Origin of the sequence: Arthrobacter sp. NtRootA1, assembly GCF_019976975.1 — a bacterium.
Classification (GTDB): domain Bacteria; phylum Actinomycetota; class Actinomycetes; order Actinomycetales; family Micrococcaceae; genus Arthrobacter; species Arthrobacter aromaticivorans.
On the sequence record NZ_AP024630.1, the window covers coordinates 19,989 to 35,520 of the forward strand.

Below are 15,532 nucleotides of genomic sequence, written 5' to 3' on the forward strand. Positions count from 1 at the left end.
TCGGTGAAGATGCGGCCACTATCCACAACGCGATGCACAGTGGGTATAACTTCGCGCCGCTCAGTGCGGGGTCCGGAATCAGCACCGGCGCAAGGGTTTTTGCGAAAAGTGCATGGATGTCCACAGAACTTATCCACTCCTGTGGATAAAGTTACGCACTTCTGTGGAAAAGGATTATGGGCGTCTGTGGGCAGGCCGAGGCCCTACTTCTGACCTTGCTCGAGCCAAACGCCGGAAGTACCGCGTCTGTGGCTGTCCACCAAGTGGGTATCGATGATCCCTACGGCTTCCATGAGCGCATGCATCGTGGTGGGGCCAACGAATGCGAAGCCCTTCTTCCGGAGAGCCTTGGACAAAGCAATGGATTCCGGCGAAGTTGTGGGGATTTCTGCGTAGGATCGGGGCGCAGGGGTGGTTTCCGGCTTGAAGGACCACACGAAGTCCACCAGCCCGCCTTCTGCCCGAAGAGCGATGGTGGCCTTGGCGTTGGTGATGGCTGCCTGGATCTTCAGGCGGTTCCTGACGATACCTGCGTCCAGCATCAGCCGCTCGACATCCGCGTCTGTGAAAGCAGCGACGCTTTCAGGGTGGAAATCCAGGAAAGCCTTCCGGAAGGCATCCCGTTTCCGAAGGATGGTTGCCCATGACAGGCCGGCTTGGAACGCTTCGAGACTGATGCGCTCATACATCCCTTGCTCGTCGCGGACCGGCATGCCCCACTCGTGGTCGTAGTAAGCCTGCATCAGCGGGTCCGAGGCAGCCCAGAGCGGCCGAGCCAAGCCGTCCTCGCCGATGATGATGCCGATTTCTTCCGGGGTCATGAATGCTCCTCTGCGGCCGGCACGCGGCGCCCACCCTTGCTATTTGCCATCAGGGACATTCTGCCCGTTGGCTATGACATTTTGCCCTCGCCCATGACACTTTGGCGCTGCGAGTCGGTCCCTAGGACAATCCGGTGACACGCATGGTGATATTGATTCGTCCATGGGCGAGTCCACACCCCTCGGGGCACGTTCCGGGAAAGACCTTGGGGATGCCGTGATAGGCAAACCTTGACGGACCGCCGAAAACGAACAGATCTCCAGAGCGAAGTTCGACGTCCGTATACGGCTTGCTGCGCGTTTGGGTGTTGCCGAAGCGGAAGTTGCACGTCTCCCCGATGCTGAGGGAGACCACTGGAGCATCGGAGCGTTCATCCTTGTCCTGATGCATTCCCATGGCCGCGCCGTGGTCGTAGTAGTTCACGAGCGCGGCATCCGGTGTGTAGTCACTGGCAAGTTGGGCCAGTGCATCATTTTCGACCCCCGCCGAGTAAGCATCGGATACGGCCTTCCTGCCCAAGCGAACCATCCACTCCGGGAATTCGAGTACGGGCCTCCCGTTCACATCTGTGGCTTCGCGCGAGTAGCGGTAGGGCTGCCAATGCCATCCAAGGCAAACGGTCCGGACGGACATCTGATGCCCGCCCGGCAATGTAGCTGCCCTGAGGGGCACCGGCCCGTGCGTCCAATCGCGGAAGCGTTGGACGATCCACCTCTGCTGCTCCAGGCTGAGCCAGCCCGGCACATGCACAGCGCCTGGAGTTATAACCCGAGGGCCGGCGTCGTGGGTGTCAGGTTGGATAAGCGTCAACGGAAACAGGGCGTCCTCGCTCATGCGGCAGCCTCAAGCGCGAGGAGTCTTCGCTTCGCTTCGGTTCCACCGAGGTAACCGCCGAAAGTGCCGTCGGACTTCACCACGCGATGGCAGGGAACAATGACCGGAAGCGGATTGGTAGCGCAGGCTGTTCCAACGGCACGGACGGCTTTGGGACTCCCGGCAGCCTGGGCCACCTGTGCGTAACTTTCGGTCCTGCCGTAGGCGATCTGCGGCAAGTGATGGAGGACGTTCAGGCGGAACCCGCGTGCTAGCTGGAAGTCCAGGGGAAGGTTGAAATCCTTACGCGTGCCGCTGAAGTACTCGTCCAACTGGCGGGCAGCGGACTCAAGTTGCGAAGGTGCATACAGGATGCGGGGACTCACGGTGTTGGCCAACAACTGCAATACGGCCTCGTGGTTTTCACGCTCGAACGCTACCCGTATCACGCCATGTTCCGTAGCTGCCAAAAGCAACTTGCCCACAGGAGAGTCCACCACTGTGTAGGCGATGTCCAGGGAATGGCTTTCTTGTGCAGAGCGGACAAGCCGCGCATGGAGGCTGGCCAGAGCAGGCTCGATTCCGGCGTCGAGGGGTTGAAGGAGCACGGCCACCGCGGCATGGTCCGAAGGAGATTCAAGAGTCATCGGATTTCTCCTTTCGCCGATGCTGGGACGGATGATGCAGTCATGGACGTGGAATGAACCAGGAACGCCCGGACGGATTCGGGCTCTTCGCGGAGCATGGCACGGAGGGCTTTCACACCGTCGGATCCCGCACGTCGTGCAGCATCTGGTGTCCCGCCCAAAAGTGACGCAATGTCCCGGTATGGGAGACCCGCCAAATAGTGGTAGGCCACTGCCTGGCGTTGTTTAGGTGGCAACTGCCCGATGGCGTTGAGTAACTCTGCTTGGTTGTCACCCGGAATGCCAATTTTCGAAGGCCGCTCGGGCGGCTGGTCCACAGGCACAGCGCGGCGATTACCGGAACGGATGAGGTCGATGCATTTCCGGTGCGCAATAGTGACGAGCCAGGCCTCAACGTTGGCATCCGCAGGGAGGGCGCCATAAGCCTGTAAAGCCGCAAGAAAGGTTTCGGACCATGCGTCATCGGCATCGTGAAGGCCCACCACTGCACGGCACACACGGAGCACAGTGCCGCCATGTTCCTGTGCGACTGCTTCGAACGGCCTCTTGGTTTGGACCGGCTGCCGACGCTGCATCAGAAGAGCTTGCTCTCTTTCACGGCGGCAGGCTCTTCGAGCTCGAGGAGGAAGCGCTTGTTGCGCAGGCCACCCGCGTAGCCGGTGAGTTGCCCGTTGCGCCCCACCACGCGGTGGCACGGGATGATGATGCTTATGGGGTTTCGCCCTACTGCGGACCCGACAGCCTGGGCCAGGTGGGGATCGCCCATCTCGAGAGCCAGTTCACCGTAGCTGATGGTTTCCCCAAAAGGAATGTGTTGGAGCCGATGCCAGACCTTCTCTTGGAAGGCATTGCCCCGGGCTTCAAAGGGAACCTCGAAGTCGGTGCGCTTTCCTTCGAGGTACTCGTGGAGTTCGCTACGGGTCTGCTCGAAGAGTGGTTCCTCGATCACTGCCGGGACGCCAAAGTAGTCCGGCGGAGGCATGTGCCAATGGCCTTCGTAAAAGATGCCCGTCAAGAACTCCCCACGGGCGGTCAGCGTCAGCTGCCCCAGCGGGGAATCCATGGTGGTGTGCCTGGTGTTCATATCCTGTAGACGTTCGCGGGCACCGGAATGTGAGGTGTGGGATTCCTAGGCGCGCCAGCGCGTGGTCATCAGGAATCCGACGATTGCGATGCCGAAACCAGCCACGATGTTCCACGAAGCCCATTCCTGAACTGGGAACCGGCCCTCGGTGATATAGAACGTGATGATCCAGATCAGGCCAATGATCATGAGGCCAAACATGACCGGCTTGTACCAAACGGGATTCGGCTTGTACTGCTGCGCGGCGGAAGTCTGCTGGGCCTGACGGGCAGGCCGCTTGCGGGGCTTGGACTCGGGCACGGATCCTCCTTGGCTGTTCGATTGAAACCCGATGCTGCCGGCCTTGGTATCCTGCAGGAAGGAAAAATTCCAGCGGTCAACGGCCACGCGATGCTCCGGGTTGTTACTAGCTGTCAAGTCTAGCCGCAACCAGGGTAGGCCAGTGCCGCCCGCGCCCTATTCGAGGAGACCCTGTGGCGGACCAGCAGACGACGGCGGCTGCAGCCGTGCCGTCCGCCCGCGGGACGCAGCGAAAACCTCCCCGCGGCCGGCTCACAGCCTCGGACATTCTGCGCAAAATCAGCCAAGTACTGGGCGAGTTGCTCATCACCGCAGGCATTGTCCTCCTGCTTTTTGTGGGCTGGGAGCTGTGGTGGACCAACGTGGAGGCCGACGCCAAGCAGACCGAAGCCGTGAAGAGTTTTGCGCAGGAATTTGCGGGACCGGTAACGCCGGCCGTCAGCCAGGCTACTGACTACGGTCCGCCCGTCGTAGGGACGGCTCCTGCCCATGGGAAAACGATCGGGATCATGTACCTCCCGCGATTCGGTCCGGACTACACGCGGCCCATTATCGAAGGAACAGACCAGGATGTCCTGGACACACTGGGCCTGGGACACTACGGAAACACCAGCATGCCCGGAGCACTCGGCAATTTCGCCGTCGCGGGGCACCGGCAAACACACGGCGCTGTCCTGGATAACATCCACACCCTGGTCCCCGGTGACAAAATCTACGTCCAGACGCCGGACGGCTATTACACCTATGTCTTCCGTAACAACCAGATTGTGTTGCCCAGCCAAACCGACGTCCTGATGCCGGTCCCCACCCAACCCGGAGTCACGCCCCGTGAAAGCATCCTGACCATGACCAGCTGCAACCCGCGCTTCGGATCACAGGAACGCATCATCGCCTACTCCGTCCTTGAGGGTTGGCAACCGTCCTCAGCCGGACCGCCGTCGGAAATCGCTACCCAAGTAGCCCAAGCCCAAGGAAAGGGGTAACGGATGTACGCCTGGATCTTTCGGAATTTGCCCGGCCCCTTGTGGCTGCGGATACTCATATCCGTGGCGCTTGTGGCCGTAGCCCTCGTCCTGATGGTGGAGTTCCTCTTCCCGTGGTTCTCCCAATTCACTTCTTTGACCGACTCAACGATTGGTTTAGTGCAGCAGCCATGAGCTCAACAAAAATCCTCGTCGTGGACAACTACGACAGCTTCGTTTACACGCTGGTGGGCTACCTGCAAGAACTCGGCGCCGAGACAACCGTGGTCCGAAATGACGACGTGACACTCGCAGAAGCCAAAGAGCTTGCCGCAGCCCGTGATGGAGTCCTCATCTCTCCCGGTCCAGGAACGCCGGCGGAAGCTGGTGTTTGCATCGAGCTCATCAAGTGGTGCGGCGAGGCCGCCAAGCCGATGTTCGGAGTGTGCCTCGGCCACCAGGCCCTTGCCGAAGCTTATGGCGGCGTTGTCACCCATGCGCCTGAGCTCATGCACGGCAAAACCTCGCCGGTGCAGCACGAAGGCAAGAGCGTCTTTGTCGGGCTTCCGTCGCCCGTTACGGCCACGCGGTACCACTCACTCGCTGCAGTTCGCGACTCGATCCCGGACGTCCTGGAGATCACAGCCGAGACCACGAACGGCGTGGTCATGGGCCTGCAGCACAAGACCGCTCCCCTCTGCGGTGTGCAGTTCCACCCGGAATCGGTCCTCACCGAAGGCGGCTACCAAATGCTGGGCAACTGGCTGGAGTCCCTCGGCATGACCGGCGCAGCCGAACGAGCCTCGAAGCTGAGCCCGCTGATCCAGCACTGAGGTGTAGCGGCGGCTGAGGGGACCCGACCCGTTAGTCCTTCTTGGTGGGCGTCGGCTTGGGGCTCGAGGTGTCAGTCGGCGTGGGTGTGGGAGTCGGAGCCGGCGCCTTGGCTACCGTTACCGTCACCGTCTTGCCCTGATCCACTTCCGTATTGAAGGTTTCGCTTTGCGCCGTGACCTTGCCGGGCGTGACCTGGGAATTTTCCTGCTCAACCACGGCCATGACGAGGCCGTTCTCCTTCAGCAGCGCTTCGGCTTCCGGCTGGGTAAGACCGATAAGTTGGGGCATCAGGACTTTGCCGGAGGAGACCTGCAGCTCAACGTTGGATCCTGCGGCTATGGGCGCCCCGGGGGCAGGACCCGTGGTGATGACGAGTCCGATGGGAACCGTGGGGCTGTGCGTCCTCACGCTGGAGATGTTGCCCGTGATTCCCAGGCGCCGAAGGGTGTCGCGGGCGTCTGACTCGGTGCGGCCCACAATGTCTGCAGGGATGGTTACCGAACTGGGACCGCTGGAGATGTTGAGGATGACCTCGGCGTTCTGTTCAAGCATGGAGCCCGCAGTGGGTGCCGTGCCGATCGCCATGTCCTTGGCAACCTTGTCACTGGCCACACGTGCCGTTTTGGGAACCAGCTTTGCTGAGTAGAGCTCTTGCAGCGCCTGGGACTCCGACATGTTGGTCACCGAGGGAACCGCCACCTTGGCCGGCGCCGCGGGGGGCGCATTGACCAGGCTGTAGATCCAGAATCCGGCGCCTGCGAGAACAAGGATAGTGAAGATTGCCAGCGTCGCCGCCCAAGTGCGACGGCGGGACTTCTGGTGGGAGGTCCGCTCACGTTCGGGTGGGAGGTCCAAGGGAAGTGCTTCGTCCAGCGGTTCCTCAATGGGGTCTTGGGTCACGCCGTTGTAGTGCTCGACGTCAAGGAATCCAACGGCCGTGGCGCTCAAGAGCTGCGTGTCCGGGTCTTCGGATGAAATGAGGTCGTTGGGGTCGGTGGGTGCCTCGCTGGCGGGAAGAACGGGAACGGGGATGCCATTGCTCGCGGCCCTGAGTGCCCGCCGGAAGGCAGCCGCATCCTGGAATCGGTCCGAACGGTTCTTTTGGAGCGCCTTGGCAAGCACGGAATCCAAAGCCTCGGAAACCTCGGGGTTATGGGCGCTGGGAAGGTCTGGCGTCTCGCGCACGTGCTGGTAGGCCACCGAAACCGGGCTGTCGCCTACGAAGGGTGGCCGGCCCGTAAGCAGCTCGTACAGAAGGCAGCCTGCGGAGTAGAGATCGCTGCGGGCATCAACGGTCTCTCCCCGTGCTTGTTCGGGGGAAAGGTATTGAGCCGTTCCCACCACAGCCTGCGTCTGCGTCATGGTGGCAGCGGAGTCAGCCATGGCCCGGGCGATGCCAAAGTCCATGACTTTGACGTCCCCGGTATCAGCACAGACCATGACGTTGGCGGGCTTGATATCGCGGTGCACAATGCCCGCACGATGGCTGTACTCCAGCGCCGCGAGGACGCCAAGGGTGTAGCCGATGGAGTCTTCGACACCGAGTTCGTGCGCTTTAATCATGTCCCGCAGCGTCCGTCCTGCGACGAACTCCATCACGATGTATGGGACACGCACGTCCTCACCTGGTCCGCCCGGGACAGAGTACTCACCTGTATCGAAGATGGCCACGATGGAAGGGTGGTTCAGTGCTGCGACAGCCTGGGCCTCGCGTTTGAAACGGGCCTGGAACTGCGGATCGCGGGCCAGGTCAGCACGCAGGACCTTGACTGCAATGGTGCGTCCCAGGAGCGTATCTGAACCACGGTAGACGTCTGCCATGCCGCCACGGCCGATCAGGTCACCGAGTTCGTAGCGACCATTGAGGATGCGCTGCGAAGAGACAGGTGTACTCTCCTCTCGGTGCGCTGGACCGGGCCGTGGCGTAGACATGGCGGCTACTTAGTTACTCGGGCTGCCGGAGCCGCTGGGGCTGGCGCTCGGGGATGTCGGATTGCTCGGTACAAGCGACTTGGACAGGTGGTACGTGACTACCGAACCGGCGGCAACCTTTGTTCCAGGGGCTGGCTCGGAACGTACGAACGTGCCTGGCTTCTGGCCGACGGCACCATTGACGGGATCGCCCGGGACCCACCGCAGGTTCGCTGCTTCGATCAGTCCCCGGACCTCGTCCTCGCTGAGCCCCACGCCGATGCTGGGCACGGAGACCATTTCCGGACCCTTGGAGTACTGGACAGTGATAACTTCCCCTGGATCAACAGGTCCCGTGGGGTTAAGGTCAGTTACCGTGCCCACCGCAGCAGTGTTGAATACTTCCTGCCCGTTTACCTGCAGGCCCAACCCAACGAGCTGGCTGCGGACAGTCTCAAATGGTTGTCCGAGATACTCCTCAGGGATCAGGTTGATCTTCTGGGGGGTGGACTGCGTCGGTGTCGGAGACGGGGCCTGGGACGTCTGCGTTGGGGTGGCCGATTGCGACGTTGGACTTGCGCTCCGGCTTGTGCTTGCAGATGGGGACTCGCTCGGACCCGGATTCGGTGAGAAGAAGCCCGACTGTGAAATCAGGAAACCAACCAGTGCGAAGAGCACCAGCAGGATCAGGGCAACGAGCGGCCAGGTCCAGGGGCTGCGCTTCTTACGCTCAGGCTCGACGTCGTCGTAGTTGTCGTCATCGCTGTAGATGACTTCTTCATCGTCGTTCAGCTGCCGCTCTGCCTCAAGTGCATTCGCGCGAGCCAAATGGTTGTCCGCGGAAGCGCCGGCAGCTCCAACAGCCGCACCGGCTGCGCCTCCAACAGCGGCGCTTGCACCGAGCACCGGAAGCGCGGAAGTCGACGTCGTGGAATGCTCCTTGCCAAAAGGCGAGGTAACGACGCCGGTTGGGGCCGTGGCAGTGTTGACCGGTGCCGTGATGGGTCCAGTAGCGGCTTCGAAGAGGAGCATTCCGGGCACCGCGGCGTGGGCAGTGGTGATATCGCCGTTGCGGATAGCCTCGGCGGCCTCCGCAAGCTTGATGGCGTTGGCTGGACGGTTCTTGGGATCCTTGGCGAGCATCGACATCAGGAGGGCACGCACCGGAGTAGGCAGCGTCTCCGGAAGCGGTGGCGGGGCATCGTTAACCTGCGCAAGGGCAATGGCGATCTGGGATTCACCGGAGAACGGACGGTGGCCGGTGAGGCATTCGTAGCCGATGACGCCCAGCGAGTAGATGTCAGACGAGCCGGTGGCAGTTTGACCTGTTGCCTGCTCTGGAGCAAGGTACTGGGCGGTGCCCATGACCTGGCCGGTCTGGGTCAGCGGCACCTGGTCAGCCAGGCGGGCGATACCGAAGTCGGTGACCTTGACGCGGTTGTCAGGCGTGATCAGGAGGTTGCCCGGCTTGATGTCGCGGTGGACCAGGCCCTGGGCATGTGCCACCGCCAGTGCGCGCGCCGTCTGGGAGATGATCGAAAGAGTCATGTCAGGCGACAGGACCTGCTCGCGCTCAAGGATGCCGCTCAAGGGGTGGCCGGGTACCAGTTCCATGACCAGATACGCCGAGCCGGCTTCTTCGCCGTAATCGAAGACGTTGGCAATACCCACGTGGTTAAGGAGTGCTGTATGGCGGGCTTCGGCGCGGAAACGCTGGAGGAAGCCGGGGTCCCCGGTGTATTCCTCCTTGAGCACCTTAATGGCAACGATCCTGCCCAGGATCTGGTCCTTGGCCTTCCAGACCTCGCCCATGCCGCCAATCGCAATGCGACTGGTCAGCTGGAACCTGCCGCCGAGTGTGATTCCCGAAGTAGGTCTCACTTATTCAACACCGCCTCAAAAATCTTCTTTGCGTTCGGACTGGTTAGCTTGGCGCCTGTGAGCACATCCACACCTTCCATGACGATGGTGACGGCCACTTGCGGATCGTTCGCCGGGGCGAACCCGGTGAACCAAGAGTTGTTCAAACCTGAATCGCCGAGCTCGGCAGTACCGGTCTTACCGGCTACCTGGACTCCCGGAACGGCAGCGCCGCTGGCGATGCCGTTGGAGACCGCGCTGCTCATCCACTGGGTGATCTGGTTCGCGATGGGCTGGGTGGTGCTTGTACGGAGGGCCTCGGGCTTGAACTCGCTGATTACCCGGAGATCGGGTGCACGGACTGTCTTGACCAGGTTGGGCTTCATTTGCACACCACCGTTGGCAATTGCCGCAGTCATCAGGTTGATCTGCAGCGGAGTTGCCTTGACGTCGCGCTGACCCACCGAGGACTGGGCAAGCTGCGCTTGGTCAAGATCCTTCGGGAAGACGCTGACGGCCTGCTGGAGCTTGAGCTGATCGCCGAAGGTGTCACCGAATCCGAACTTCTCTGCCTGGTCCCGAATGGCGTCCTGGCCAAGATCCAGGGCGATGCTCGCAAAGGGAGTGTTGCATGACTGTTCCAGGGCGAAGGAGAACGTTGCCGTTTCACGGACGTTGCAGTTGCCTCCGGCGTAGTTGGGCAGGCTCGCACTGGAGCCAGGCAATGGCAGGCTGCTGGGGTTCGGCAGTTCGCTGTCTTTGTTGTACTTGCCGGAATTCAGGGCGGCCGCAGTATCGACAAGCTTGAACACCGAGCCCGGGGACAACAGGTTACCCGTGGGCCCGCTGACATTCTGGTTCAAGTTGATGCCGGGAATCTTGTTCAGCTCGGCGTAATTGGCCGCTGCGGCAGCGGTGTCGTGGGTAGCGATCAGGTTGGGGTCGTAAGACGGCTTGGAAACCATGGCCAGGATGGCGCCGGTTTTCGGGTTGGTCACAACGATGGAGCCACGCTGACCCTCCGGGATGAGGTCGTAGGCAAGTTGCTGGATGGCGGGATCGAGCGTGAGTTCCACGGAGGCGCCCTTGGGCTCATTCCCAAGGAACATCTGGCTGACGCGATCCAGGAACAGCTGGTCAGAGTTTCCAGCCAACTGATCACTCAGGGACTGCTCGAGCCCCGTAGAACCAAATCCCCTGGAGAAGTATCCGGTAATGCCCGCATAAAGTTCAGGCTGCGTGTACTTGCGTTGGAACGCGCAGGACTCGTTTCCCGGAACGGACTCTGCAATCGGCTTACCTGCGACGATGATCGCCCCGCGGTCATTGCAGAACGTTGCAAGGATGGCCCGCTGGTTCCATGGATTGGCGTTGAGATCGTCAGCGCCAATGACCTGGACGTAGCTAATGGCGCCGAAAATCAACGCGAACATGGCGACGGCAGCCATCCACGAACTTCTAATTGCCTGGTTCACGGGTGCTTCACCGCTTCCGTGGGCGCGCCCGGTGTGGGTACGGCGGACGACTTGCGGGCGGCCGGGTTGGTGCTGCTTGCAGGAGGTTTGTTGACCATCGGAGTGGTATCTATGGGCCCGCGGGCGGTGTTGGAGATCATGAGCAGGAGGCCGACGATTATCCAGTTGGCCAGAAGGGAGGATCCACCGGCGGCCAGGAACGGCGTGGTGAGGCCCGTCAGCGGGATAAGCCTGGTGACGCCGCCAATGACCACGAAGCACTGGAGCGCGATAGCGAAGGAGAGCCCGCAGGCCAACAACTTGCCGAAAGCATCACGGGTGCCCAATGCGGCACGGAAACCGCGGGTAAAAAGCAACAGGTAGAGCATCACGACGGCGAACAGACCAATCAGGCCGAGTTCTTCGCCGATGAGTGCCACGATCATGTCGCTATTGGCGAAGGGCACCAGGTCCGGCCGGCCCTGGCCAAGGCCCGTGCCCACCAGCCCGCCGTCAGCCATGCCGAACAAGCCTTGGACGATCTGCCCACTGCCACCGGGCGACCTGCCAAAGACTTCGGGTGTGAAGGCGTTGATCCAGCTGTCGATCCTGAAGGCAACGTGCGAGAAGATCTTGGAAGCGATGAAGCCGCCGCCAAGGATCAGGGCAAGGCCGATCACCACCCAGGAGATGCGGCTTGTGGCGACGTAGATCATCACAATGAAGAGGCCGAAGAAGAGGACTGACGATCCGAGGTCGCGCTGGAATACGAGGACGCCGATGCTCACCAACCAGGCCGTGATCATGGGACCCAGGTCCTTGAACCGTGGGAACTGCATGGGGCCGATTTTCCGTCCGGCCAGCAGGATGAGGTCCCGGTTGGAGGAAAGATACCCGGCGAAGAATATTGCCAGCGTGATCTTGGCAATTTCACCGGGCTGGAACGTCATCGGGCCGATCCGGATCCACACGCTCGCACCCAGTACCTCACCGGCTGAAATGCCCGGAACGAGCGGCAAAACCAGAAGGAAAGCACTCGCTGCCAAGGAAATGTAGGTAAACCGGCGCAAGATGCGGTGGTCCTTGAGGAACCAAATCACAGCGATGGATACTGCCATGGCAATAAGCGTCCAACGGAGCTGATTATTACCGGTATCGTCCCCAGGCCCGTCCATGCGGTGGATCAAAGCGAGGCCGAGCCCGTTCAAGGCAACAACGATCGGAAGTATTACTGGGTCGGCATACTTAGCGCGCAACCTCAGAACAACGTGGAAGGCAAAGGCAGCGACAGCAAGCAGGCTCGATTGGAACCAGAAGTCGCTGTCCAGTCCACTTTCGGAATTGATGCTCACCAAAGCGCTGGCGCCGATGCCAACGACAAGCGCAAGCACGATGAGCGCCAGCTCAACGTTGCGGCGCGGCTTGGGCGTGGTCTCAGTCTGGATCATTTTGCCGCCTCACAGGGAGTCGGTACGGGCGAAGGCGTGGGGCTGGCAATGGCCGCTGTACTGGGAATTGGAACACTTGTTGTCGCTGACGGAGTGGGGGAAGGTGCGGTGCTGGGGCAGGTTCCAGAGGTACTGCCGTAGTTCTTCAAGTTCTCCACAATACGTTGGGCATCATCAAGGTCTCCGGCAGGAACAGTCTGCCGAACGCTCTGTTGACCATACTCGGGAAGAGACGCAACACGGAGGTCAGTGACAGTTTCAAGCCGGGACAACTGGATGGGTCCGAGCCGCTGCGATATGCCGTTGAAGATTGCTACACGGGAGTCGTATTCCCCAACGTAATAGCGGGTCTGCGTCCAAGCGTAGCCAAGCCACAGGCCCACCACGACGCCGAGCACAACAACAGCTGCGACGGCAGGCATGAGCCAGCGAATGCGGCGGCGTGCCGGTTCTTCGGCTTCCAGGCGGTCCTGTTCGGCCTTGTGGGTGAGCACAGTAGCCGCACGTCGAGCAACGGTGCGGCCTGCCACAGTGGGGATGGATCCGGTCTCGGCCGCTGTAGCCGCAGCACCGACAAGCTCGTGGGGACGGCTGGCGAGTTCCTCGCGGAGGACCTCAGCGGAAAGATGCTCACCGAGATGGGGGTCGGTAGTGGTTGGCGGCTCTTTGGAGGTTCCGGCTTCGTCGGCGGACTCAGCCTTCTCCGCAGTTGGGTCGCCGGTGCTGAAGGAGGAACCGGCTTCAGCAACCTTGCCATCATCGGGCGCCGCTGCCTTAAGCTCGCCCGGACTTGCATCTGCGGGCTTGGTAGCGGAGGGACCTTCCGCCGGCTTATCTGTGGCAGAGGATTCCGGCTCGTCGAGCGCGGCAAGTGCCGCGGGAGGAACGACGTCGACGGCGGCAGTATTGACGTCGTCGTCGGTCTCCTCAGCAATCTCCAGCACGACCACGGTGACGTTGTCCGGGGCGCCGGCTTCCAACGTGAGATTGACAAGGATTTCCGCGCATTCCCGCAGGTCCTTGGTTTCCCGGAATACCCGCTCCACCACGTGCCCTGCCACATAATTGAGGCCATCCGAGCACAGCAGCCATCGTTCGCCCGGTTCGACGTCGAGGGCATCCAAGTCCAGCTCAGGGCTGGCATCGACGTCACCCAGGACGCGCATCAGAACGTTTTTGTGGGGATGTGTTTCGGCTTCTTCGGGGCGGAGCCGGCCTTCGTCAATAAGGCGTTGAACGAACGTATGGTCAATGCTGACTTGTTCGAACTTCTTGTTCCGCAGGCGGTAGGCCCGGGAATCGCCGATGTGGGCGAAATGCAGTTTGCGGCCCTCAAGGAGCAGGGCAGTAACGGTGGTGCCCATTCCGGATAGCTTGGGATTCTGATGCACCAGCTCGGACAGCAGTGAATTGGCGGTCTGGATCTCATCGGCGAGGATCGTGTCGGCGCCGTCGGGGTAGTCATCATGATCGAGGTGGATCATGTCCAGCACCGTGGAGGCCGAGGCGACGTCTCCGCCTGCGTGACCGCCCATGCCATCGGCAACGACTGCGAGATGGCGGCCCACATATGCGGAGTCGTCATTCTTGGAGCGGATCCGTCCGACGTCGGATCGCGCGGCGTAGCGCATGATGAGCGGGCGCTCCGCAGGCGTTTCCTTGCCTTCCGGGGTCTCGGGAGAGGCCATGGACTACGGCCTCAATTCAATAACCGTCTTGCCGATTCTCACGGGAACGCCAAGCTCCACCGGCAGGGCACGGGTGAGCTGTTGATCGGCCAGGTAGGTGCCGTTGGTGGACCCGAGGTCCTCAATGAACCAGCGGCTGCCCTGCGGGAACAAGCGTGCATGCCGGCCGGAAGCGTAGTCGTCTTCCAGGACCAGCGTGGCTTCCTGGGCGCGGCCCAACAGGATAGGGCTTGCTGCCAAAGGAAGGGTGGTGCCTTTGAGAGGTCCCTCAGTCACCACCAGATTGCGCGCATGCTGGATGGCGGGCGTTGGGGAAGCGGCCAATTCGGGGTGCTTGCGGACTTCGCGCGCCGTAGGGGCTCCGGTCACGGCCTTGCGGCCGATCTGGAAGTCGCGGCGCATGGTGGACACGATGCTGAAGATCAAGACCCACAGCAACAGCAGGAAACCGAAGCGAAGTGCCGTGATGGTCAGTTCGCTGATGTCGTTCACGCGTGGCCACCCAGGGTTTGGGGGAGGAGGCGGAAAATGATCTTTGTACGTCCCATCGTGATGGTTGAGCCGTCAGTGAGCTCCACGCTACCGTCCACCTTGTGACCGTTGACGTAACTGCCATTGGTGGAACCGAGGTCAACGGCCCACGTGGTGCCGTTCTGGGTGCGGACCTCAAGGTGCTTCCTGGAGACGCCGGTGTCATCCACCAGGATGTCCGCTTCCGAAGAGCGGCCGAGCACCACCGACTGGGCATTGAGTGAATACCGCTGGCCGGCAATGTCCAGGACAGGCTGGAGTCGGGTTGGCTGCCGGGCTGGTGCAGCTGGAACATTTGGCCGAGGGGCCTGCGGCGCGGCAGCGGCGTCGTCGGAGGATTTCTCGGTCCGGGAAGTTATTTCGAAGTGTCCGGCGCGTTCCTCTTCATTTCGACGGAACGAAATCCGGACGGCACCCTGGAGTGTGTAGCCCTGGCTGCGAACGTGCTGGATGACCACATCGCACAGTTCCTCTGCCAGCGGAGTCCCCCACTCCTGGGCGCGTCCAAAATCTTCGTCGCTGAGGAGGACATCGAACACGTTGGGGGCGAGAGTGCGCCCGGCCGCGATGGTGATGGACTTGTTGTCCAGCTCGCGCCGTAGCTTGCTCGCGATTTCCACCGGCTCAACACGTGCCCGCGACCCCGTGGAGAAGACGTTGCGGACAGCCTTTTCAATGCCGCGCTCGACTTTGTCCAGCAAACCCATGGTCCTTCTCCCTTCCTCGTCGCGGCACCCACTGCGCCTGGTTCAATACTCGGTGCTTCGACCCGTCCATGCACACAGCAAAGTGAGCGCCAAACGGCCCTTCCACTTCCCGATACTACTGGGAGTGTCTGGGAATGGCCTTAATCCACAACGCCTTACGACGCGGAAAAGTTCGATTCTTGCCTGTTCTGGCGGGGTAGGGAGGATGTGAAATTTCCGTGCCGTTAAGCAGAAGTTGTACGGCGTGGGAACCTTACCTCCGCGTTGTCCACACCCCCACAGGGGCTCGATTGGTGTTTTGTCTGGAATGTCCGTTATGCTTGATCTCGCTGCTTTTGAAGGAAACGAAGCTGGGAGACCGGTGGAAGTCCTGAAAAAGAAGTTGCGCGCGAGTGGCGGAACGGCAGACGCGCTGGCTTCAGGTGCCAGTATCCGAAAGGGTGTGGGGGTTCAAATCCCCCCTCGCGCACG

General features: G+C 61.4%; 15 protein-coding genes and 1 tRNA gene. 3 read left to right on the top strand and 13 right to left on the bottom strand.

What is annotated here, in order from left to right; translation table 11 throughout:
- Nucleotides 1-203: 203 nt before the first annotated feature.
- From LDN90_RS00095 to LDN90_RS00120, 6 genes are all read right to left on the bottom strand, one after another.
- Nucleotides 204-821 (bottom strand): DNA-3-methyladenine glycosylase I, encoded by a 618-nt coding sequence (locus LDN90_RS00095; protein WP_223947448.1) that lies wholly within the window; start codon nucleotides 819-821, stop codon nucleotides 204-206.
- Between the two features lie 121 nt (nucleotides 822-942).
- Complete coding sequence (locus LDN90_RS00100) at nucleotides 943-1,656, bottom strand: alpha-ketoglutarate-dependent dioxygenase AlkB (protein WP_223947449.1); 714 nt, start codon at nucleotides 1,654-1,656, stop codon at nucleotides 943-945.
- Nucleotides 1,653-2,282, bottom strand: coding sequence for a methylated-DNA--[protein]-cysteine S-methyltransferase (locus LDN90_RS00105; RefSeq protein ID WP_216924360.1), 630 nt, complete (start codon nucleotides 2,280-2,282; stop codon nucleotides 1,653-1,655). The genes LDN90_RS00100 and LDN90_RS00105 overlap by 4 nt, the downstream gene beginning before the upstream one ends.
- Nucleotides 2,279-2,857 (bottom strand): RNA polymerase sigma factor, encoded by a 579-nt coding sequence (locus LDN90_RS00110; protein WP_223947450.1) that lies wholly within the window; start codon nucleotides 2,855-2,857, stop codon nucleotides 2,279-2,281. Before LDN90_RS00110 ends, LDN90_RS00105 begins: the two co-directional genes overlap by 4 nt.
- The gene (locus tag LDN90_RS00115; protein ID WP_216924356.1) at nucleotides 2,857-3,366 is read right to left on the bottom strand and encodes a methylated-DNA--[protein]-cysteine S-methyltransferase; all 510 of its coding nucleotides are present in this window, start codon (nucleotides 3,364-3,366) and stop codon (nucleotides 2,857-2,859) included. Before LDN90_RS00115 ends, LDN90_RS00110 begins: the two co-directional genes overlap by 1 nt.
- Nucleotides 3,367-3,411: 45 nt before the next feature.
- Nucleotides 3,412-3,666, bottom strand: a complete 255-nt coding sequence (locus tag LDN90_RS00120) for a cell division protein CrgA (RefSeq protein ID WP_216924354.1) — start codon at nucleotides 3,664-3,666, stop codon at nucleotides 3,412-3,414.
- A 206-nt stretch (nucleotides 3,667-3,872) separates the two neighbouring features.
- On the opposite strand from LDN90_RS00120, the gene LDN90_RS00125 reads away from it, so the two are divergent.
- Nucleotides 3,873-4,649, top strand: a complete 777-nt coding sequence (locus tag LDN90_RS00125) for a class E sortase (RefSeq protein ID WP_223949372.1) — start codon at nucleotides 3,873-3,875, stop codon at nucleotides 4,647-4,649.
- A 170-nt stretch (nucleotides 4,650-4,819) separates the two neighbouring features.
- A complete protein-coding gene (locus LDN90_RS00130) occupies nucleotides 4,820-5,461 on the top strand; it encodes an aminodeoxychorismate/anthranilate synthase component II (protein ID WP_216924352.1) in 642 nt (213 codons plus the stop codon).
- A gap of 31 nt (nucleotides 5,462-5,492) precedes the next feature.
- Here the strand turns inward: LDN90_RS00130 and pknB are convergent, their stop codons facing one another.
- The 7 genes from pknB to LDN90_RS00165 are packed head-to-tail and all read right to left on the bottom strand — an operon-like array spanning nucleotide 5,493 to nucleotide 15,061.
- A complete protein-coding gene (gene pknB / locus LDN90_RS00135; protein WP_216924350.1) occupies nucleotides 5,493-7,394 on the bottom strand; it encodes a Stk1 family PASTA domain-containing Ser/Thr kinase in 1,902 nt (633 codons plus the stop codon).
- A 9-nt stretch (nucleotides 7,395-7,403) separates the two neighbouring features.
- Entirely contained in the window at nucleotides 7,404-9,254 is a 1,851-nt protein-coding gene (locus LDN90_RS00140) for a protein kinase (RefSeq protein WP_223947451.1), read from the bottom strand.
- Nucleotides 9,251-10,708, bottom strand: a complete 1,458-nt coding sequence (locus tag LDN90_RS00145) for a penicillin-binding protein 2 (RefSeq protein ID WP_216924348.1) — start codon at nucleotides 10,706-10,708, stop codon at nucleotides 9,251-9,253. Before LDN90_RS00145 ends, LDN90_RS00140 begins: the two co-directional genes overlap by 4 nt.
- Nucleotides 10,705-12,135: an FtsW/RodA/SpoVE family cell cycle protein gene (locus LDN90_RS00150; RefSeq protein ID WP_223947452.1), complete on the bottom strand. Its 1,431-nt coding sequence runs from the start codon at nucleotides 12,133-12,135 to the stop codon at nucleotides 10,705-10,707. Before LDN90_RS00150 ends, LDN90_RS00145 begins: the two co-directional genes overlap by 4 nt.
- Nucleotides 12,132-13,823, bottom strand: a complete 1,692-nt coding sequence (locus LDN90_RS00155; protein WP_223947453.1) for a PP2C family serine/threonine-protein phosphatase — start codon at nucleotides 13,821-13,823, stop codon at nucleotides 12,132-12,134. The genes LDN90_RS00150 and LDN90_RS00155 overlap by 4 nt, the downstream gene beginning before the upstream one ends.
- Before the next feature lie 3 nt (nucleotides 13,824-13,826).
- Nucleotides 13,827-14,306: an FHA domain-containing protein gene (locus LDN90_RS00160; protein WP_216924646.1), complete on the bottom strand. Its 480-nt coding sequence runs from the start codon at nucleotides 14,304-14,306 to the stop codon at nucleotides 13,827-13,829.
- A gap of 5 nt (nucleotides 14,307-14,311) precedes the next feature.
- Nucleotides 14,312-15,061 carry a DUF3662 and FHA domain-containing protein gene (locus tag LDN90_RS00165; protein WP_216924342.1) on the bottom strand — a complete coding sequence of 250 codons (750 nt, stop codon included), beginning with the start codon at nucleotides 15,059-15,061 and terminating at the stop codon, nucleotides 14,312-14,314.
- A 386-nt stretch (nucleotides 15,062-15,447) separates the two neighbouring features.
- On the opposite strand from LDN90_RS00165, the gene LDN90_RS00170 reads away from it, so the two are divergent.
- Nucleotides 15,448-15,530 (top strand) — tRNA-Leu (locus LDN90_RS00170).
- The last annotated feature ends 2 nt before the right edge of the window (nucleotides 15,531-15,532 follow it).